This is a genomic window from Kaistia sp. 32K (assembly GCF_016629525.1).
Lineage (GTDB): Bacteria > Pseudomonadota > Alphaproteobacteria > Rhizobiales > Kaistiaceae > Kaistia.
On sequence record NZ_AP024269.1, the window covers coordinates 371,221 to 391,792 of the forward strand.

The 20,572-nt window shown below is 65.9% G+C and carries 15 protein-coding genes; 10 read left to right on the plus strand and 5 right to left on the minus strand.

Annotated elements, in window-relative coordinates:
* The first annotated feature begins 134 nt into the window (after nucleotides 1-134).
* The gene (locus K32_RS01635) at nucleotides 135-1,124 is read left to right on the plus strand and encodes an efflux RND transporter periplasmic adaptor subunit (protein ID WP_371812843.1); all 990 of its coding nucleotides are present in this window, start codon (nucleotides 135-137) and stop codon (nucleotides 1,122-1,124) included.
* Nucleotides 1,121-4,210, plus strand: a complete 3,090-nt coding sequence (locus K32_RS01640; RefSeq protein ID WP_201402355.1) for an efflux RND transporter permease subunit — start codon at nucleotides 1,121-1,123, stop codon at nucleotides 4,208-4,210. Before K32_RS01635 ends, K32_RS01640 begins: the two co-directional genes overlap by 4 nt.
* A gap of 335 nt (nucleotides 4,211-4,545) precedes the next feature.
* Here K32_RS01640 and K32_RS01645 read toward each other — a convergent pair whose 3' ends face one another.
* The 3 genes from K32_RS01645 to K32_RS01655 all read right to left on the minus strand — a co-directional run bounded on the left by K32_RS01645 (nucleotide 4,546) and on the right by K32_RS01655 (nucleotide 7,357).
* The gene (locus tag K32_RS01645) at nucleotides 4,546-5,685 is read right to left on the minus strand and encodes an alpha/beta hydrolase (protein ID WP_244669773.1); all 1,140 of its coding nucleotides are present in this window, start codon (nucleotides 5,683-5,685) and stop codon (nucleotides 4,546-4,548) included.
* A 232-nt stretch (nucleotides 5,686-5,917) separates the two neighbouring features.
* Nucleotides 5,918-6,436 carry a DUF992 domain-containing protein gene (locus tag K32_RS01650; RefSeq protein ID WP_201402356.1) on the minus strand — a complete coding sequence of 173 codons (519 nt, stop codon included), beginning with the start codon at nucleotides 6,434-6,436 and terminating at the stop codon, nucleotides 5,918-5,920.
* Between the two features lie 138 nt (nucleotides 6,437-6,574).
* Nucleotides 6,575-7,357, minus strand: a complete 783-nt coding sequence (locus K32_RS01655; protein WP_244669775.1) for a hypothetical protein — start codon at nucleotides 7,355-7,357, stop codon at nucleotides 6,575-6,577.
* 243 nt (nucleotides 7,358-7,600) lie between these two features.
* Here K32_RS01655 and K32_RS01660 point away from each other — a divergent pair, with 243 nt between their 5' ends.
* The 8 genes from K32_RS01660 (at nucleotide 7,601) to K32_RS01695 (ending at nucleotide 16,683) form a co-directional block, all read left to right on the plus strand.
* Nucleotides 7,601-8,716, plus strand: coding sequence for an AraC family transcriptional regulator (locus tag K32_RS01660; protein WP_201402357.1), 1,116 nt, complete (start codon nucleotides 7,601-7,603; stop codon nucleotides 8,714-8,716).
* Nucleotides 8,717-8,744: 28 nt separating this feature from the next.
* Nucleotides 8,745-9,515, plus strand: a complete 771-nt coding sequence (locus K32_RS01665; protein WP_201402358.1) for a hypothetical protein — start codon at nucleotides 8,745-8,747, stop codon at nucleotides 9,513-9,515.
* Between the two features lie 416 nt (nucleotides 9,516-9,931).
* Nucleotides 9,932-10,945, plus strand: a complete 1,014-nt coding sequence (locus tag K32_RS01670) for a BMP family protein (RefSeq protein WP_201402359.1) — start codon at nucleotides 9,932-9,934, stop codon at nucleotides 10,943-10,945.
* 183 nt (nucleotides 10,946-11,128) lie between these two features.
* Complete coding sequence (locus tag K32_RS01675) at nucleotides 11,129-12,667, plus strand: ABC transporter ATP-binding protein (RefSeq protein ID WP_201402360.1); 1,539 nt, start codon at nucleotides 11,129-11,131, stop codon at nucleotides 12,665-12,667.
* A complete protein-coding gene (locus K32_RS01680) occupies nucleotides 12,667-13,710 on the plus strand; it encodes an ABC transporter permease (protein ID WP_201402361.1) in 1,044 nt (347 codons plus the stop codon). The genes K32_RS01675 and K32_RS01680 overlap by 1 nt, the downstream gene beginning before the upstream one ends.
* Nucleotides 13,698-14,693 carry an ABC transporter permease gene (locus K32_RS01685; protein WP_201402362.1) on the plus strand — a complete coding sequence of 332 codons (996 nt, stop codon included), beginning with the start codon at nucleotides 13,698-13,700 and terminating at the stop codon, nucleotides 14,691-14,693. Before K32_RS01680 ends, K32_RS01685 begins: the two co-directional genes overlap by 13 nt.
* A 12-nt stretch (nucleotides 14,694-14,705) precedes the next feature.
* Nucleotides 14,706-15,719, plus strand: a complete 1,014-nt coding sequence (locus K32_RS01690; protein WP_201402363.1) for a nucleoside hydrolase — start codon at nucleotides 14,706-14,708, stop codon at nucleotides 15,717-15,719.
* A 10-nt stretch (nucleotides 15,720-15,729) separates the two neighbouring features.
* Nucleotides 15,730-16,683, plus strand: coding sequence for a nucleoside hydrolase (locus tag K32_RS01695; RefSeq protein ID WP_201402364.1), 954 nt, complete (start codon nucleotides 15,730-15,732; stop codon nucleotides 16,681-16,683).
* 90 nt (nucleotides 16,684-16,773) lie between these two features.
* Here the strand turns inward: K32_RS01695 and K32_RS01700 are convergent, their stop codons facing one another.
* A complete protein-coding gene (locus K32_RS01700) occupies nucleotides 16,774-18,711 on the minus strand; it encodes a glycosyltransferase (RefSeq protein ID WP_201402365.1) in 1,938 nt (645 codons plus the stop codon).
* A gap of 224 nt (nucleotides 18,712-18,935) precedes the next feature.
* Nucleotides 18,936-20,480: a TerC family protein gene (locus tag K32_RS01705; protein WP_201402366.1), complete on the minus strand. Its 1,545-nt coding sequence runs from the start codon at nucleotides 20,478-20,480 to the stop codon at nucleotides 18,936-18,938.
* Nucleotides 20,481-20,572: the final 92 nt, after the last annotated feature.

The following is a 20,572-nucleotide window of genomic DNA, read 5'->3' on the forward strand; positions in this document are numbered from 1 at the left end:
TGGGGGTTTTGGTGACGAAACGGGCTGATCATCGGAAGAGCACGGGCAGTCTTTGGCGTTCCGTCGCGTTCATCCTCGCTGTTGCACCCGTCCTGGCGGCCTGCCAGAGGGAAACCAAGGAGGCCGCTCCCGAAGTGCGCCCCGTCCGCACGGTGACCGCCGTGCGCGAGGCGGCCGGCGAGACGGTCGTCCTGACCGGCCAGGTGCAGTCCCGCAACGAGGCGGGCATGGCGTTCCGGATCGGCGGCCGCATGATCGAGCGTCCCGTCAATGTCGGCGACCGGGTCGAGGCCGGCCAGGTGCTCGCCCGTCTTGATCCCGTCAACGAGCTGAATGCGCTCCGTTCCGCCCAGGCGGCGCTCGCCGCCGCGCAGGGCCTGGTGACCCAGACCCGCAACGCCTATGACCGGCAGGAACACCTGCTGCGCAACGGCTTCACCACGCGCGCCAATTACGACCAGGCGCAGCAGGCACGGAACACCGCGCAGGCGCAGCTCGACGATGCCGAGGCGCAGCTCGAGATCGCGCATGACCGCGTCGCCTTCACGGAACTGAAGGCCGATGTTTCCGGCACGATCACCGCGCGCGGCGCCGAGCCGGGCGAAGTGGTGCAGGCCGGCCAGATGATCGTCCAGCTCGCCCATGAGGGCGGCCGCGACGCCGTCTTCGACGTGCCGGCGCAGGTGCTGCGCACGGCGCCGACCGATCCGCTGATCACCGTCCGCCTGACCGACGACCCGTCGGTGAACGCGGTCGGCCGCGTCCGCGAGGTCGCGCCGCAGGCCGATGCCCAGACGCGAAACTTCCCCGTCCGCGTCGGTCTCGACAATCCGCCGGAGGCGCTCCGTCTGGGTTCGACCGTGACCGGCACGATGGTCACGGACACGGTGCCGGTGATCGCCATTCCGGCATCCGCGCTGACCACCGCCGAGCAGAACCCGGCCGTCTGGATCGTCGATCCCGCCGCCTCGACCGTCTCGCTCCGCAATGTCGAGATCGTCCGGCACGATCCGGCGACGGTGGTCGTGTCGCAGGGGCTCGATACGGGTGAGATCGTCGTCACCGCGGGTGTCCAGGCGCTTCATCCGGGCCAGAAGGTCCGTCTGCTCGGTGCCACGCAATGAGCGGCTTCAACCTCTCCGCTTGGTCGCTCAACCATCGCTCCTTCGTCGTCTACTGGATGATCGCGGTGATGGTGGCGGGCATCGCCTCCTTCATCAACCTCGGCCGGAACGAAGATCCGCCGATCACCATCAAGACGATGGTCGTGCACGCCGTCTGGCCGGGCGCGACGATCGAGGACACGCTCAACCAGCTCACCGAGCGGCTCGAGCGCAAGATCCAGGAGATCCCGGAGGTCGACGACGTCCGCTCCTCGACCAGCGCCGGCAGCACGACGCTGTTCGTCAATCTGCGCCAGGAAGTGACCTCGGCCGAGGTGCCGGATGTCTGGTACGAGGTCCGCAAGGGCATCGGCGACATCCGCCAGACGCTGCCGACGGGCGTTCTCGGCCCCTTCTTCAACGATAGCTTCGGCGACACCTTCGGCATCATCTACGGCTTCACCGCGGACGGCTTCACCCATCGTGACCTGCGCGACTATGTCGAGGCGGCGCGCTCGCGCCTCCTGCAGGTGCCGGATGTCTCGCAGATCGAGATCATCGGCGCGCAGGACGAGAAGATCTATGTCGAGTTCTCGACCAAGCAGCTCGCGGGCATGGGGATCGACCGCTCGGCGCTCTTGAACGCGCTGCGTGCGCAGAACATCGTCAGCCCGGCCGGCGTGCTCGAGACGGGCGAGGAGCGCATTTCGCTGCGCGTTTCCGGCGCCTTCGCCAGCGAGCAGGACCTGCTCGATCTCAATGTCGTCACCAATGGCCGGCTGGTCCGCCTGCGCGACATTGCCGAGATCCATCGCGGCTATTCCAGCCCGCCGCAGCCGCAGTTCCGCGTCGACGGCAAGCCGGCGATCGGCCTCGGCATCGCCATGCGCGAGGGCGGCGACATCCTCGCGCTCGGCGAGAACGTTCGCAAAGCCATGGCGGAGATCACCGCCGACCTGCCGCTCGGCATCGAGCCGACGCTGGTGGCCGACCAGGCCGTCGTCGTCGACGAGGCGATCGGCGATTTCACCACCTCGCTCTGGCAGGCGATCGCCATCATCGCGGTGGTGAGCTTCGTCAGCCTCGGCATCCGCGCCGGCACCGTGGTGGCGCTCGCCATCCCGATCTCGCTCGCCATGGTGTTCGCCGTGATGAACGTCGTCGGCATCGATTTGCAGCGCATCTCGCTCGGCGCGCTGATCATCGCGCTCAGCCTGCTGGTCGACGATGCGATGACGACGGTCGATTCGATGACGTCGAGGCTGGCCGCGGGAGAGACCAAGGAAGACGCGGCGGCGAACACGTTCAAGACGCTGGCGCTCGCCATGCTGACGGGAACGCTGGTGACGGCGGCCGGCTTCGTGCCGATCGGCTTCGCCCGCTCGTCGGCCGGCGAATACACCTTCTCGATCTTCGCCGTCGTCAGCATCGCGCTGGTGGTGTCGTGGCTCGGCGCGGTGATCTTCTCGCCGCTGATCGGCGCGGTGCTGCTGAAGGCGCCGAAGCAGAAGCCGGATCCGAACAAGGTCAGCGTCATCGTGCGGGTGTTCCGGACGATCCTTCTGACTGCGATGCGGATGCGCTGGGTTACCATCGGCCTGACGGTCGCCGCCTTCATCGGCGCGCTGCTGCTCTTGCCGCATGTTCCGCAACAGTTCTTCCCGGCCTCGGACCGGACCGAACTGATGGTCGACCTGCGCCTGCCGCAGAACGCATCGATCTATCAGAGCGGCGACGTCTCCGCCCGCTTCGACGCCATCATGCGGGACGATCCCGACGTCGAGCGCTGGAGCACCTATATCGGTCGCGGCGCGATCCGCTTCTACCTGCCGCTCAATGTCGAACTGCCGAACGAGTTCTTCGCCCAGGCGGTGGTGATCGCCAAGGACGTCAATGCGCGATTGCGGCTCGAGGAACGGCTCGAAACCAAGCTGGCCGAGCAGTTCCCGGATTCCGTCTCGCGCGTCGCGCCGCTCGAGCTCGGCCCGCCTGTCGGCTGGCCGGTCCAGTATCGCGTCAGCGGACCGAACGTCGACCAGGTGCGCGACATCGCGATGCGCCTCGCCCAGGTCGTCTCGGCGAACCCGGATACCAAGCGCGTCAACTTCGACTGGATGGAGCCGGCGCGCATGGTGCGCGTCAAGATCGACCAGGACCAGGCGCGGCTTCTCGGCCTGAGCTCGCAGGCGCTCGCCTCCGCGCTGAACGCCGTGGTGACGGGAACGACGGTCACCCAGGTGCGCGACGACATCTATCTGGTGGATGTCATCGCCAGGGCGACCGACGAGCAGCGTGTTTCGCTCGCCAATCTGCAGACGTTGCAGGTGCCGCTGCCGAACGGACGGACCGTGCCGCTCAGCCAGTTCGCCACCTTCGACTTCGGCCAGGAATATCCGCTGATCTGGCGGCGCGACCGCGTGCCGACGCTGACGGTGCAGTCCGACGTTCGCGCCGGCGGTTCGCCGGAGGCGGTGGTGGACGAGCTGACGGAACAGGTAGCCGCGCTGCAGGCGACCTTGCCCTCCGGCTACAGCATCGCCGTCGGCGGCGTCGTCGAGGAGAGCGCCCAGTCGCTCCAGTCGGTGATGGCCGTCGTGCCGATCATGCTGTTCCTGATGGTGTCGTTCCTGATGGCGCAGCTGCAGAGCTTCGGCCGGCTGTTCCTCGTCCTCTGCGTTGTGCCGATGGGCTTGATCGGCGTCGTCGGCGCGCTGTTCCTGTTCAACCGGCCGCTCGGCTTCGTCGCCATTCTCGGCATCCTCTCGCTGCTCGGCCTGATCGCGAAGAACGCCGTGATCCTGATCGAGCAGATCGAGGCGGAGCGGAGACGCGGCCTGCCGACCTGGGACGCCGTCGTCGAGGCGACGGTGTCGCGCTTCCGGCCGATCATGCTGACGGCGATCTCGACCGTGCTCGGCATGATCCCGATCGCCGCGACGATCTTCTGGGGCCCGATGGCCTTCGCCATCATGGGCGGCCTGCTGGTCGCGACGCTCCTGACGCTGGTGTTCCTGCCCACCCTCTACGTCACCTTCTACCGGGGCAGGGAAGGCGAGGCGGCACCCGTGGCGGCAACTCCGGCACCTCCGGCCGCTGCGACGACCTGAGCGCGCTGGCTGGCTTCTCGAATAAAAGGGCCGCGGTCTTCCGCGGCCCTTTTTCTTTGGCTCGGTGGTCAGGCCTGCCTTTTCACCGCTGAGGGAACCTTTGTAAGGGCAGCGCGCCGTCGCCCCGGCGGAGGCCGGGGCCCATGAACACCGACCAAGAAAGCTTGGTCCAGCAAGCTGGCTCAGCCTATCGGCCACAGGCCGGTGTGTCTGGATCCCGGCCTCCGCCGGGATGACGGCGGAGAGTGGCAAGATCCGATCTGCGCGATGAATGGGTGTTGCGCGAAGGTCCCCTCAGGGAGAGGTGAGGGGCCTGCCGGCAAGCCACCAGCCGTCTACTTTCGGGCGGCGCTTTCGAAGATCAGGATCGGGGCGGTCAGAACGGCGCCGGCGGCGGAGCCGATCACCTGTCCCGCGCCGAGCGTCGTCGAGCCGAGCGAATTGGTGCCGGCGAGGCTCGAATCCGTCACCGATTGCCCCTGAATCAGCCGGTCTCCCATCAGCTGCACCACCTCCGGGCTGGTGGCGAACTTGCTGTGGTTGAGGCGATCGCCGTTCTGCAGCGCCGTCAGGTCGAGGATGGTGATGCCGGTGGCCGTTTCCATCTGCGAGAGATAGGGCTCGCGGGTGATGTCGACGGCGCCGAGCCGGGTCATGCGGCCCGAGAGCAGCCGGGACAGCCGCAGCGCCCGGTCGCTGGTGGAGACGAACAGCGTGATATGCGGCCGCTTCGGCCCCATCTCGAGGACCTGCTTGCGGAACACGTCGATGTCGAGGTCGGGCGAGGCGAGGATCAGGTTCGACACCTTGGCCGGGACGCGGCCGTCCTGCAGCGCGATCTGCCGGAGCGCCTCGACGGCGAGCCAGCCGCCCATCGAATGCGCCATGATGGTGACGTCCGAGACGGCCGGGCTGGTGGCGGCGGCGCGGATCACGGTGGCGAGCTCGCTGCGCGAATAATTGGCGCTCTCGCGGTCGTAATTGTAGTCGAAGATGTTGCCGCGCGACGGCCACGAGAACAGGATCGGCGCCACATTGGCGTCGGTGTCGTGGACGATCTGGGCGAAGCGGAAGATGCTGTCGGCATATTGGGTGTTGAAGCCGTGCACGAAGATCAGCACGCGGCGCTTCTTGCCCGAGGTGCGCTTGAACCAGTCCTTGGCCTCGCTCGGCTGCATCGTCGTCACCTTGGTGGTGACGAAATCGCGCGCGGGGTCGCCGGGCACGCGGCTCGGCCACTGGATCGAGCCGACCTGGCGCTGTTCCGGGATCGAGACGACGATGTTGTTGAGCGAAAGATCGGAGCCGCGCTCGCCATTGAAATAGACGCCGGGCGCGTCCGACCTGGCGCGGGTTGTGGCGACGAGCAGATCGACCTTGTCCGCCGCTGCGGCATCGGCCTTGACCGGCGTCAGCACGCCTTGCGGCCGCGAGGCGCAGGCCGCCAGCACGATCGCCAATCCAAGGATGAGCATCGTCCGTGAAAGGACAGAGACCACTGACGACACACGCCCCCCGCACACAATTCCGACCAGCACGACGCCCCAAGCTAGCCGGCGCTTCTGACGACAGTGTTACACGGTGCGGAAGACGTGGTGAAGCGCGGCCGGCGTCGACGTCCCCATCGGCGCGTCGAACGTTGTGTCGCGCCCGAAATTTCGGCCGGACGTTGCAGTTTCGCCGCTAAGCGGGAGCGGTCGCGCCGGATCAGGGGCCCGCGGTCAGGGTCAGTTCGGTAACGCCGGCCGCGATGTTGACGCCGATCTCGCCCTCGACGGAGATCGGCTGGAGCGCGAAGGCCTGGTTCGATCCGCCGACCAGCACATTGGCGCCGAGCCCGGGACCGAAGGCGGCGTCGGCGCTGGCGCCGACATATTTCCCGGCCAGCGCGCCGACCGCCGGCGCATCATTGGTCTTCGCGACGACGCCCCAGACGAGATGGCCCTTCTCGACCGCGCCGAGCGTGACGCCGAAGGTCTCGATCTTGCCGGTGTAGGCGCCGGTGATATCGCTCTTCATGGGTTTGAACGAGCAGGTCATCGTCTGCTTCTCGACCACGAACATCCCGATCCCCGACGAGACGTCGCAGGACAGCGTGCCGATCTTCGTGGCGGATTGCGCCATGGCGGCCGGAGCCATCGCGAGCAGGGCGGCCATCGCCAGGCCGGCGGCGAGCCCCGGCGAGCGGAGGGCAATCCGGGTCTTCCGGGTGGTTGCGAACGACATGAGCATCCCCTTTCCTGATGAACGAAAGTTCTTTCCGCTAGAGCGTTTTCAAGCGAAGTGGATACCGGTTCGCGTCAAGAAAGCGCGATCAAACAAGTAGTTAGAGCCTTCATCGTTTCCGTGAACCGATGAAAGGTTCTAGAAATGGAAGCCGACGCTGGTGAAGACGCCCTGTTCGGTCGTGTCGAAGACGAAGCCGTCCTTCTCATAGTCCGTATAGATGACGCGATAGCCGATCGCGGTCGAAATCGTCTTGGTCCAGTTGTAGCCGATCGTGGCGAAGCCCTGCGACGTGAAGTTGGAGCCGACGCTGAAGCCGCCGACGTCGGCGAGCGCGTTGATGAACCAGCGTTCGTTGATGTCGTAATGCAGGCTGAGGCCGATCGTCGGGTCGATCCACTGCTTGGTTCCCTCGACGTCGAAGGAGAACCGGGGATCGGCCGCGTCGAGATCGAGCGACACGTTCAGGCGCTGGTAGCGAAAGCCGGCCGTCGCGCTCAGGTCGAGGTTCTGGATGTCGAGCGGCAGCCGGTAGCCGACGAGGGCCGAGGCGGTCAGCTGCTTCTGGACGAAGTCGAGCGAGCCGCCATTGCGGCCGACCTGCGCGTCGTCGCCGATCTTGACCCACATCAGGTCGGTCAGGAACAGCCAGTCGCCATATTCCGCCCCGAAGGATCCCATCACCGCGCCCTTGAGATGCTGGAGCGCGTCCCAGGCGGTGACGTCGATGTCCTGTGGCGGCAGTCCGCGCACGCCGACATCGCCGGAGACACCCGCGGCCCAGCCATAGAGGGTGGCCTGGAAGCGCCAGTCCTGTACGGGCGCCACGGGCTCGACGGGCGTCGGCGTGATGTCCGCGGCGAGGGCAGGCGACATCGTCGCCGCCAGCAGGAGCGGGGCAGAAAGGCGGAGCAGGTTCATGGTCCCCTCGTCCAGGATGCTGTCCGGTTGATGCTCCCGCCTGCGATCCGCCGCGGCGGCCCGAACGGGCGAAGCAGATCGCGGGCTGGAAGGGAATTGATTCACGAAACCGCGATGGCTGCTTGTTCGCGGGGGACATGATCTTGTCTTTCGAGGACAAAAGATGTGCCGCAGCGGAAAGTCAGATGAAGGCGCGCCGGATTTCATGCTAGCGTTGCATGGAAGCCCATATTTCGGTGCGCCATGGCGAATTCTGAGCCAAACGGGGAATGCGCCTGGACGACCGCGTCCGACGACGTCGGCGCTCGTTCCGGCGCGGCGCGGCGTCGGAGCGAGGGAGAGGCCGCCGGTCCGCAGATCCTGGTGCGGCTTGGCATGGCGACGGCGATCCCCCGCCTGCTGCGCGAAAGCGGGCTCGATCCGGCGGCCGTTCTCGCAGGCGCCGGGCTGGACCTGCCCCTGTTCGACGATCCCGACGCGCTGGTTCCGCTCAGGGCGCTCGACGCCCTGCTGGGGCTCTGCCTCGAAGCGACGCAATGCGAGCATTTCGGCCTGCTGATGGGGCGTGCCTGCGGACCGTCCGCGCTCGGCGCCGTCGGCTGCCTCACCCTGCATTCGCCGACGGTTGGTGCGGCGCTCGACAGTCTCGTCCGTCATTTCCGCCATCATGGCCAGGGCGCGGAGCTCCATCTCGGTCTCCGCAGCGATGTCGCCATGCTCGGCTTCCAGCTGCCGCTTGCGGCGCATGCCGACCAGATCGCCGACGGCGCGGTGGCCGTCGCCTGCAATCTCCTGCGCGCGCTTTGCGGCCCCGGCTGGCAGCCGGTGGAGGTGCTGCTGCAGCGCCGCGTTCCCAGCGAGCTCGGGCCCTTCCGCCAGCACCTCGGGCCGAACCTCCGCTTCAATCAGGAGGCGCCCACCATCGTCTTCTCCGCGCACTGGCTTCGCAGCCCGGTCGAGGGCGCGGATCCCGTGATGCGGCGGATCCTGGAGCACCGGATCGCCGAGATGGAGGCGGAGGCGCCGGTGAGCCTGAGCGACAGCCTTCGAGGCTATCTGCGCTCCATGTTGCTCAAGGAGAACTGCTCGATCGAGGCGGCCGCCCGCCGGCTGGAGCTGCATCCGCGCGCCCTGCGCCGCCGGCTCGCCGAGGAGCGCACCACCTACAGCGCCCTGGTCGACGAGGTGCGTTTCGAGATCGCGCGCCAGCTCCTGTCCCTGACGTCGCTGACGGCGGGGGAGATCTCGTCGGCGCTGGATTTCTGCGACGGCGCGGCCTTCACGCGGGCGTTCAAGCGCTGGTCGGGATGGACGCCCTCGGCCTGGCGCAGCCACGCGGCCGCCGCGCCGGGGCGTTGAAGGCTGGTCATCCTGCTAGGGGCTTCGGATGATATTCGGACCAAATTTCAATTCGGTGTGGATCGGCGTGCTCGCCTTCGTCGCCATCTTCGGCGGCGTGCTCCTGGGCGTGTTGATGTCCAAGCGGCTACCCGAGCAGCACCTCGGCAGCGATACCCGCACGGCCGTGTCCGTCTCGATGGCCGTCGTCGGCACGCTTTCCGCCCTCGTCATCAGCCTGCTCATCTCCACGGCCAACAGCTCCTTCATGGCGCGGACCAACGCGATCGGCGATCTGGCGGTCGACATTCTCCGTCTCGACCGTTCCCTGGTGCGCTATGGCCCCGGCGCCGACGCGATCCGTTCGACGATCCACGAATATGCGACGGCGAAGGTCGGCGAGCTGTCGAGAAACCGGCGCGAGGCTCTCGGGCTCGAAACGATGAGAGTGCTGGAGACGGTCAGCGACCAGATCACCAATCTCAAGCCCGTCGATGATCGCGAGCGGATCATCCAGGCCCAGGCGCTGCGGTTCGTCGAGGCGATTTCGGATGCGCGCTGGATCCTGCTGGAAAAGAACAGTAGCGCCGTGCCGGGGCCCTTCCTCATCCTGCTGATCTTCTGGCTCGCGATCCTGTTCGCGAGCTTCGGGCTTTTCGCGCCCCGCAACGCCACCGCGCTGGCGGCGCTGTTCCTCTGTTCCGTCGCCGTGGCGGGGGGGATCTTCATGATTCTGGAACTGGCGTCGCCGAGCGAAGGGATCATCCAGCCGTCGCTGAAACCCCTGCAGACAGCGATCGCGCAGCTCCGCGCCGACTGAGTCCGCCGGGCCGCAGGGCGGGGCGCGGGCTTCCCCGGCGAAGCGGGTACTTCAATATTGTGGATAGTTGAGGTCCCATACGGCAAGCTTGGCGCGCATCGCGCCGGCGCGGGCGTGCCGCCTCGGAGAGGTTCGTCGCCCATTGTTCTGTATGAGATTGTTGGTGGTCCTCCAAAATCGGATGACCCTTTGCGATTCCAATCATTTGGCTGTCATGTCCAAAGCCCGCAAAGTTTTCTCCCGATTTTCCTGCGCTCTTGCGCATTGACAGCCGCCGAACTTTCCCTTCAATCTCATAGGGCCACCAATGATATTGGCGATCAGGTGCAGGGAACGCGATCTGGTCGGCTCGACAATGTCGGAGAGGGCAGCGATAGCGAAAGCTTCTCATCAAGCTCCAGAGGTTGGATTCAATCATGTCTCGTTGGTCTCGTCGTCTCGTCGCGCTGTGTGGCGCTTCCGTCATCGCGCTCGCCAGCCAGGCCGCGCTTGCTAAGGACGTCTCCGTCGCGGCGATCTCCGGCTACTTCTCCCAGGGCTTTGGCGTTGCCATCGTCGAGGGCCTGAAGAAGGCCGAGAAGGATCTCGGCGTGAAGGTCAAGCTGGTCGACACCGGCAACCGCGCCCTCGACTACGAGGAGCAGTTCAACAACCTCGCCAAGGGCGGCGAGTACGACATCGTCTTCGTCATGGGCTGGGAGCTGGTCGACGCGCTGCAGAAGACCGCCGCCGCCTATCCGAACACGAAGTTCGTCTTCATCGACGGCGTGCTCGATTCCAAGCACATCGTCTATGCCAACTTCGCCCAGAATGAGGGCTCGTTCCTGGCAGGCGCTCTGGCCTCGATGATGGCGGAGAAGGGCAGCGAGATCGACGGTCTCGGCGACGGCAAGGCTGTCGGCTTCGTCGGCGGCCGCGACATCCCGGTCATCCGCGACTTCCTCGTCGGCTACGAGCAGGGCGCCAAGACCGCCGCTCCCGACGTCCGCCTCGACGCCGTCTTCGCCGGCACCTTCGACGATCCGGCCAAGGGCAGCGAACTGACCATGGCCCTCTACGGCCAGGGTTCGGACATCGTCTACAACGTCGCCGGCCCCACGGGCGAGGGCGTGCTGCAGGCGAGCGCCGCCGCCGGCAAGTACTCGATCGGCGTCGACGTCAACCAGTGCAACGTCGCGCCGGGCCACGTCATGGCCTCGATGCTGAAGAACGCCAACGTCGCCGTCTATGACCTGGTCAAGGACGTCGTCGACGGCAAGACGCTCGAGCCCGGCAGCGTTCACACGGCGAACGTGAAGTCCGGCGGCGTCGAGCTGCTGCTCTGCCCCGACGTCGCGGACAAGATCCCGGCCGACGTCAAGGAGAAGCTCGAAGGCCTCAAGGCCGACATCGCTTCGGGCAAGATCAAGGTCGCCACGACCACCCAGTAGAGAGCTTCGGCTTGAACCGGCCGGCCACCCACCTCTGCCCCTAGGGCGGGCGCGGCGGGCTGGCCGGTCGTCTACACTCGTTCCGTGCCTGCGTGCAGACAGTCGGTCTGTGCGCAGGCGCGTATCCGGGATTGGGCGCGGCCGGCGCATCCTTGCGCGGGTCTCTCCCAGGGGACAAATCTGATGACACTTGCCATCGAACTGAAATCCATCACCAAGCGGTTCGGCGCCTTCGTCGCGAATGAAGACGTGAACCTCGCCGTCGAACGCGGCAAGATCCACGCGATCATCGGTGAGAACGGAGCCGGCAAGACCACCTTGATGAACGTCCTGTTCGGCTTGTTGCAGCCGGACGAGGGCGAAATCTGGATCGATGGCGAGAAGAAGTCGCTTCCCAACCCGGCCGCGGCGATCGCCGCCGGCATCGGCATGGTCCACCAGCACTTCAAGCTGGTGCCGTCGCTGACGGTGGCGGAGAACGTCTTCCTCGGCATGGAGATCCGCAAGGGCGGCCTGATCGACCACGCGGCCCAGATCAAGAAGACCGCCGAGCTTTCGAAGCAGTTCGGCCTGCAGGTCGACCCGAACGAGCGCGTCGGGCTGCTCTCGGTCGGCATCGAGCAGCGCATCGAGATCCTCAAGGTGCTGGTGCGCGGCGCGCGGACCATCATCCTCGACGAGCCGACCGCCGTGCTGACGCCGCAGGAAAGCCGCGAGCTGTTCCAGACGCTCCGCGGGTTCGTCGCGCAGGGCATGACCGTCATCTTCATCTCGCATCACCTGGAAGAGGTGATGGAGGTTTCCGACACCGTTTCGGTGCTGCGCCTCGGCAAGAACGTCGCCTCGAAGCCGACCGCCGAGCTGACCAAGTCCGATCTCGTCCAGCTGATGGTCGGGCGCCTGGTCTCCTTTGATCGTCTGCCGCGTTCGCCGAGCCTCGGCAAGACGGTGCTCGAGGTCGAGGACCTGTGGTGCCGCGACGAGCGCCAGCTGCAGGCCTTGCGCGGCGTTTCCTTCAACGTCCGCGCCGGCGAGATCGTCGGCATCGCCGGCGTCGCCGGCAACGGCCAGACCGAGCTCGCCGAGGTGCTTTCCGGCCTTCGGCCGTCGAGCCACGGCAAGTTCCGGCTCGCCGGTCGGGACATCACCGGCCGCTCGGCCCGCGACATCCGCGCCGCCGGCGTCGGCCATGTTCCGGGCGACCGGCTGGTGCGCGGCGTCGACCGCAATGCCTCGATCGCGCTCAATCTGCTGATGGGCCGGCAGGACCAGAGCCCCTGGTCGCGCCACGGCATCATCGACCAGAACTATCTGCAGCAGGAGACGAAGGCGCTGATCAAGCGCTTCGACATCCGCGCCCGCGGACCGGAATCGACGGCGAAGAGCCTGTCGGGCGGCAACATCCAGAAGATCGTGCTCGCCCGCGAATTCACCGGCAGCGCCGATTGCCTGCTGATCGACCAGCCGACGCGCGGCGTCGACATCGGCGCGCAGGAATCGATCCACAGCGAGATCATGCGCCAGCGCGAGGCGGGCAAGGCGATCCTGCTGATCTCGGTCCAGCTGGACGAACTGATCGCGCTCGCCGATCGCATCCTCGTCATGTTCGGCGGCACCATCATGGGCGAAATCCCCGGTGACCGCGTCGACGAGGAAGAGATCGGCATGCTGATGGCCGGCGTCGTTCCGGAGCCTCGTTCCAAAACCGTGGGGGCCGCTTGATGTCGGACCGCTTCGACAGTCTTTTCGGCCAGAGCCTGGCCATTCTCTTCGCGCTCGGACTGGGCGCGCTTGTCATCCTCACGGTCGACGAGAGCCCGGTCCGCGTCTTCGTCACCCTCTTGAACGGCGCCTTCGGCAGCCCCGAGCGCATTGCCGGCACGCTGCTGCAGACGACGCCGATCCTGATCTGCGGCATCGCCGCCTGCATCTCGTTCCGCGGCGGCCTGTTCAACATCGGCATCGAAGGCCAGCTCTTCATGGGCGGCTTCTGGGCGACCTGGGTCGGCTTCTCGTTCAACCTGCCGCCGGTGCTGCATCTGCTCTTCGCCATGGCCGTCGCCATCTTCGCCGGCATGGCCTGGATCGCGATCCCCGCCTTTTTCCGGGCGCGCTACAAGACCAACGAGGTGGTCTCGACCATTCTCGCCAACTATGTCGCGATCCTGTTCACGTCCTATCTGACGATCAACATCTTCAAGCGCCCCGGCGGCCAGTCCGAGACGCCGCCGATCCTGGAGAGCGCCTACCTGCCGGAGCTGTTCTCGTTCTCGCGGCTGAACTGGGGCTTGATCATCGGCCTCGTGCTCGCGATTGGCGTGTACCTCTTCTTCACCCGGACCGCGCGCGGCTATGCCGTCAGCGAGATGGGCGCCAACCCGAAGTTCGCCGAATATGGCGGCATCGACATCAAGAAGCAGACCTTCCTGGTGCTGATCGCTTCCGGCGCGGTCGGCGGCCTTGCCGGCGGCGTCGAGGCGCTCGGCGTGCATCATCGCTTCATGGAAGGCTTCGCACCCGGCTTCGGCTTCGACGGCGTCATCGCCGCGCTGCTCGCCAACGGCAACCCGATCGGCACCATCTTCACGGCGCTGTTCTTCGGCGCGCTCAGGAGCGGCTCGCTGCTTCTGGAAGTCGACACCTCCGCCTCGCGCGAAATCATCACCGTCATCCAGGCGCTGATCATTCTCGCCGTCTCGGCCCAGATCACCATTCGCCGCAAGGCATCGGATTCGACCGCGGGAGAGCGTCGATGGAAGTTCTAGAACGTCTCCTCAACGTTACGCTCGTCATCGCGACGATCCGCACGACCGCGCCGATCCTGCTCGTCGCGCTGGGCGGCTCCTTCACCACCAAGGCCGGCATCTTCAACATCGGCCTCGAAGGCCAGATGCTGGTCGGCGCGTTCTTCGCCGTGATCGGCACGATCGCCACCGGTTCGCCCTGGCTCGGCGTGCTCTGCGGCGTCGCCGCCGCGCTGACGCTGGCGCTGATCTTCGCGTTGCTCGTCGTCACCTTCAAGGCGAACGAGGTCGTCGTCGGCCTGGCGCTCAACATCCTGGCGGGTGGCATGACCATCTCGCTGATGAAGGCGATCTTCGGCACGCGCGGCTCGATCTTCGGCCACGGCCTGGTCGGCCTGCCGCCGTTGAAGCTGCCGAATGTCAAGGATCTCGGCTGGTTCGGCCAGATGATCTCCGGCTACACGCCGCTGGTCTATCTCGCCTTTATCCTCGTGCCCGTCCTGATCCTCTTCTACAACCGCTCGCGGCTCGGCCTCTATATCCGCGTCGTCGGCGAGAAGCCGGAAGCCGCGGAAGCGCTTGGCATCTCGATCGTCCGCATCCGCTATGTGTCGTCGCTCCTCTGCGGCCTGCTGGCGGGCCTCGCCGGCGCGCATCTGTCGCTCGGCTACACGACGATGTTCACCGAGAACATGTCGTCCGGCCGTGGCTTCATGGCCGTCGCGATCCTGATCTTCTCGAACGGCGATCCGCTCAAGATCCTGATCGGCTGCCTGCTGTTCGGCTTCTCGGACGCGCTGGCGCTGCGCCTGCAGACGCTTGGCATCTCGTCCTACCTCGTGCTCGCCGTGCCCTACCTGGTCGCGCTGATCGCACTGTTCGCACTCTCCTACCGGTCACGCCCGCGCGTGATCCAGGAGACGCTGGCCAGCATGGGCCGCGCCCTTTCCGTCAAGTCCAACACCATCAAACCAGCTGCCGCCACGGACGCTTCCAAGCCGTGACGAGGGGATAAAATGGAACGCATCATTCTCGACGTCGACTCCGCGGGCGACGACATTCTCGCGGTGCTCTTCGCGGCGATCTCGCCGTCGATCAAGCTCGAAGGTGTCACCACCTGTACCGGCGCCGCCGGTCCCATCGACCAGGTCACCAACGTCGTCCTCAACACGCTGGCGCTGGCCGGCAAGGGTGACGTTCCGGTCGCCAAGGGCGCCTGGCGCCCGATCGTCGGCAATTCCAAGGAAGACATGGAAGCGCCGGTGCATTTCGAGAAGCGCCTGGTCGCCCGCTTCGGCGACCGGCTGAAGAAGTTCAACCCGCCGGCCCCGACGCCGTCGCTGAAGGTGATCGACAAGCACGCCGTCGACTTCATCATCGACACGGCGCTCGCCAACCCTGGCGAGATCACGCTGGTTGTCACCGGCCCGATGACCAACGCCGCCATGGCGTTCCTGCAGGAGCCGGCGCTCGCCAAGGCGCTGAAGCGCATGGTGCTGCTCGGCGGCAACTTCGTCACCCCCGGCAACATCACGCCGCTGTCGGAATACAACATCTGGGCCGATCCCGAAGCGGCCCGCGTGGTGCTCAACCAGGGCGTCGACACGATCCTGGTGCCGCTCGACGTCTGCGAGGACAATCGCGCCGCCGCCAGCATGCTGACGCGTGACGACCTCGCCGATCTCAAGGATCTGGGCGACCATGCGGTCCTCAAGATGATCCAGGAGACGTTCCCGATCTATATCGACATCTGGCGCGAGTTCTTCGATCTCGTCGGCTTCCCGATGGACGATATCATCACGGTCGCGCTCGCCTTCGATCCGTCGCTCTGCACCATGACCGAACCGCTGTTCTGCGACATCGTGCTCGACGGGCGCCTCGCCCGCGGCCAGACGGTCGCCTATCGCGGTCGCCAGTTGCTTCCCGGCGGCGGCCCGAAGACGACGCGGATCTGCACCGACATCGACGGCCGCCGCTTCATGAAGCTCTTCAAGGAAACGATCGTCCGCTACCAGAGCGAAGCGGCGTAAGGGCACGAGAATGACCACGACCGAAATGACCAGCACCCGCCCGACGCCGATCCTGCTCGATTGCGATCCCGGCCATGACGACGCCATCGCGCTCGTGATGGCGCATCGCTCGAAGGCGATCGACCTCCTCGGCGTCACCGTCACCTGCGGCAATGCCGAGCCGGAGAAGACCGTCTCCAACACGCTCCGCATCCTGGAGTTCATCGGCGCGCATGACGTGCCGGTCGCGGCCGGCTGCGTGCGCCCGCTCGCCCGTCCGCTGGTGCTCGGCACCGCCGACGGCCCGAGCGGCCTCGAGGGTTCGCCCTACCTGCCGCAGGCGACCAAGAAGGTCGAGCCGATGCATGCGGTCGACTTCATCGCCAAGACGCTGCGCGAGCAGGACGAGCCGCTGCGCATCGTCGCCACCGGCCCGCTCTGCAATCTCGGCCTGTTCGTCCTGAAGTATCCGGAGCTTCTTCCGAAGATCAAGGATATCACCTGGATGGGTGGCGTGTTCTGGCGCAAGAGCGAGTACATCACGCCGACCGAGTTCAACGCCTTCTGCGATCCGGAAGCGCTGAAGATCGTCCTCGACAGCGGCGTGCCGATCACCATGGTCGGCCTCGACGTCACCATGAAGGTGCTGGTCGAGGAGCCGCAGTACCGCGAGTTCGAGAAGATCGACACCGAGCTCGGCCGCGTCGTGCTCGACTGGCTGAAGTTCTACGAGAAGCTGCATCGCAACTCGATGGGCGTGGGCGGTGCGCTGCACGACCCGCTGGCGCTGGCGCTGATCATCGACCCGACGCTGGTCAAGACCCGTCCGGCCCATATCGGCGTCGACCTGACCGGCACCTACACCTTCGGCGCGACGGTCGCCGATTACTGGAACGAGCGCGGCCTGCCGCCGAATGCCCAGGTCTGCGAGGAGGTCGATTCCGACCGCTTCTTCGACCTGCTCTACAGCCTGCTTCGGGACTGATCCCCGGCTCCGGCCAGTCTGGCAAAGTCTGGCAACATCCGCGCCGGCATGACGACCCTCGGGCCGCCATGCCGGCGTTTTTGTTGGTGGTCAGGCCTTGGCGAAGCGATCGAGCACGGTCACCAGCTGGTCGATGGAATTCGGCCAGCTGAACTTCTCCGTCACCGTTTCGCGCAGGGAGTCGACGCCGAGCGGTGGCCCGTCAAAGGCGACGTGCCGCAAAGCGCGCGCCCAGGCATGCGGGCTATGCGGATCGCAGAAGAGGGCGCCGGCTTCGATAAGCTCGTTCATGGCCGGCGCATCGCTGCAGATCGACGGAATCCCGAGCAGGGCGGCCTCGAGCGGCGGCAAGCCGAACCCTTCATAGAGGCTCGGAAACACGAGCGCTTTGGCCCGGCTCAGGACATAGCCAAGGTCTCCGTCGTCCAGCGCGCCAAGCCAGTGGGCCCGCCCTGCGAGGCCATGGGCCTCGATGCGCTTCGCCATGCTGGGGCTATCCCCGACGAGCACGAGGTCGACGCCCGCCGCGTCGGGAAACCGAAGCGCCTCCAGTACGACGCGGATGTTCTTGTTGTGGTCATCGGCCCCCACATAAACGACGTAGGGTCGCTCCGGAATGGTGATGGTCGAGTTGGGCTCGACAGCGATGGGACTGACGCCGTTATGCACCACGCTGATCCGGTCGAGCGGAATGCCCAGCATGTCCGAAATGGCCTGTGCGCTGGAATGGCTGATCGTGACGATATGCTCGGCCTGCTGCGCGATCAGGCGATAGCGCTGATTCCATTCATCGATCACGTCCTGTGGATACAAGTCCGGGAACAGTAGTGGGGTCACGTCGTGGACCATGACCACCGTTCCGGGCTCAAGGGGCGACTGGCACCAATGAAGGGTAGAATGGAACCGGATCATTCGTCGGTGGCTAGGCCCTATCTCTGCCCCGTCCGAACGCTCGGTTGCGGCGAGCCGGCTTAGATAGCGGAACTGCTCGCGAGCGATCCTTCCGATGCCTCGTCGATCCAACAGCGGCCCGTTGGCGAAGTGCAGGTCGAAATCCCGGAGATGCAAAACCGTGAAGCCGGCATCGTATTCAATCTTCGCCGGTTCTTCCTTGCGACGTCTCTTCCAACGTTTCCGGACTGGACGGGTCAGCGTCTTGCCGAGCCGTCGGATCCAGGAGGCCTTGTATCGTGTCCGCGCCCGCTCGATTACGCCCGCCAGCCGAAGCAGGCGTCTGGTGGTTCGCGATGACCGGATTGCCAGTAACGCTTGTTCGGCTGCCTGAGCTCTTTGATCCGCTAGCCCCGCGCGGATGGAGAGCAGTTCTGCCGCCTCCTGGGCGTGGAACTGCGCCTGCGTGACGAAGTCGTCGAACATGTTCGGCGGATGGCGGAGCCGCGCGGCGAGCTCGGCTTTCTCGCTCGCGAGATAAAATCGGTTCAACCCGTCGCCATAGACGAAGCCGTAGCCGGCCTCTGTCAGGATCGGCTCCCACTCGGAGCGGAGATCCTCTGGTGCAAGCGCAGGCGAGGTTTCGACGACGACGATCCAGGGGCGGTTCCGCTCCCAGTCGTTGCTGGCCAGCACGGATCCTTCCTGCCCCCGCGCGTCCACTTTCAGGAAATGCACGTCCTGGCCCATAGGAATATAGTCCGCCCAGATCGCGGCCAGGGTTCGGGTGGCGGAACGAGCGCGGATCGGACCACTGCGTTCGAATTCCACGATGGTTTCGCTAACCGGCGAGTGAGAGACGTCGTTACCGACATCGAACTTGGTTTGCCCGTCAGCGGGGCCGGCGGCGAAGGGCAGGTTGAGATCATGTGTCCGGTCGCGCCGCAGCACGCGGGCGAGCGAGGGATCGGGCTCCAGATTGATGCCGCGCCAGCCTGCATCATAGAAGGCTTGAGTGATGGAAAATCCTGCCGTCCGCATCGGACCGGTGTCAACATAGAAGCCTGCCGTAACATCTTTCAGTGCACGCCACAGAAGGACGTCTTCGAAGTTCCGCGCGTGAGAAACAAACCTCAATCGCTTGACCCATCCTCTTTTGGTGGCTGGAATTGGCCACGTAGATCAGGTCATCATTGGAGTGAGTTCGATGGGTGTTTGCAACCTATAAGTTGCATTATTCATTACATGTCCTGTAAATATGTAAAAGGACGTGCAAAATGAGCCAACCACGGCTCGTCCCGATAAGGCTTTATAGAACAAATGATTAGGAGAATTCACCGTCCGCTGACCGGATGAAATCCCTACGCCGGCGTTGCCAGAAGGCGGTCGATGCGGCGGCCTTCGAGGCCGACGACTTCGAAGCGCCAGCCTTCCCAGGTGAAGGCCTCGCCGACCGCCGGCAGGTGGCCGAGATGCTCCAGCGCGAAGCCGGCCAGCGTCGTGTAGTCGCCGTCGCCCTGCATGTCGCCCGTCTGCAGCGTGCGCTCGACCTCGTCGATCGGCATGCGCCCGTCGATCAGCCAGCTGCCGTCGTCGCGACGCGTGGCATAGGGCTCTTCCTCGCCGGCCCGCTCGGGCAGGTCGCCGGCGATCGAGATCAGGATGTCGGTCGGCGTCACGAGGCCCTCGAACGTGCCGTGCTCGTCGACGACGATCGCCATGTGCACCGGCGAGCTCTTGAACTGCTCGAGAAGCTTCAGGACGGGCATGGATTCGGTGACGTAGAGCGGCGGCCGCATCGCCGCCTCGAGCGCCAGGTCGTCCTCGTCCTGGCCGATCAAGTCCTTGGCGTGCACGATGCCGAGGATCTGGTCGACGTCGTGCCGGCACAGCGGAAAGCGCGACCGGCCGCTGTCGCGGATCTCGGCGAGGATCGTCTTCGGGTCGTCCTCGATGTCGAGCCAGATGGCGTCGACGCGCGGCACCATGATCGACCGCACCGGGCGTCCTGCCAGCGACAGAACCTGCTCGATCATCAGGCTTTCCTCGGCGCTGAAGGCGCTGGCGCCGCCGCTGTTCGCGACGATCGCCGCGACCTCTTCCGACGCCTGCGGTGCCGACTGGCCGCCCCGCAGCATGCGCAGCACCGCCATCGCCGTCCGGTCTCGCAGGTCCGCCGTCGTCACCCGCCGCACCACGTTGCGGCGGCCTAGCTGGTTGGCCGCCTCGATCAGGATCGAGAAGGCGATCGCGGCGTAGAGATAGCCCTTCGGAATGTGGAAGCCGAGGCCCTCGACGATCAGGCTGAAGCCGATCATCAGCAGGAAGCCGAGGCAGAGGATGACGACGGTCGGATGCCGCGAGACGAAGGCCATCAGCGGCCGGCTCGCCAGCATCATGACGCCGATCGCCACGACGACGGCGATCATCATGACCGAGAGATGGCTCGCCATGCCGACGGCCGTGATGACGCTGTCGAGCGAGAACACGGCGTCGAGAACGACGATCTGCACCAGCACCTGCCAGAAGACGGCGTGGGCGCCGCCGCTCGACCTGGCGCCGTGGTCGCCCTCCAGCCTCTCGTGCAGCTCCATCGTGCCCTTGAACAGCAGGAAGGCGCCGCCGACGATCAGGATGATGTCGCGCCAGGAGATGTCGGAGCCGAAGACGGAGAACAGCGGATAGGTGAGCTTGACGATCCAGGCGATCGAGGCGAGCAGCACCAGCCGCATGACGAGCGCCAGCGACAGGCCGACGATGCGGGCGCGATCGCGCTGATGCGGCGGCAGCTTGTCGGCGAGGATCGCGATGAAGACGAGATTGTCGATGCCGAGCACGATCTCGAGGATGATGAGGGTCGCAAGGCCAGCCCAGGCGGCCGGATCGGCCATCCATTCGAGGATCATCGGTTCTTTCCTGCGGCGGATCGGATCGATCGGCCAGATTGTCGGGATCGGTCGGCCATCGTCAGGCGGCCGGCGCTTCGGCCAGCATGAGG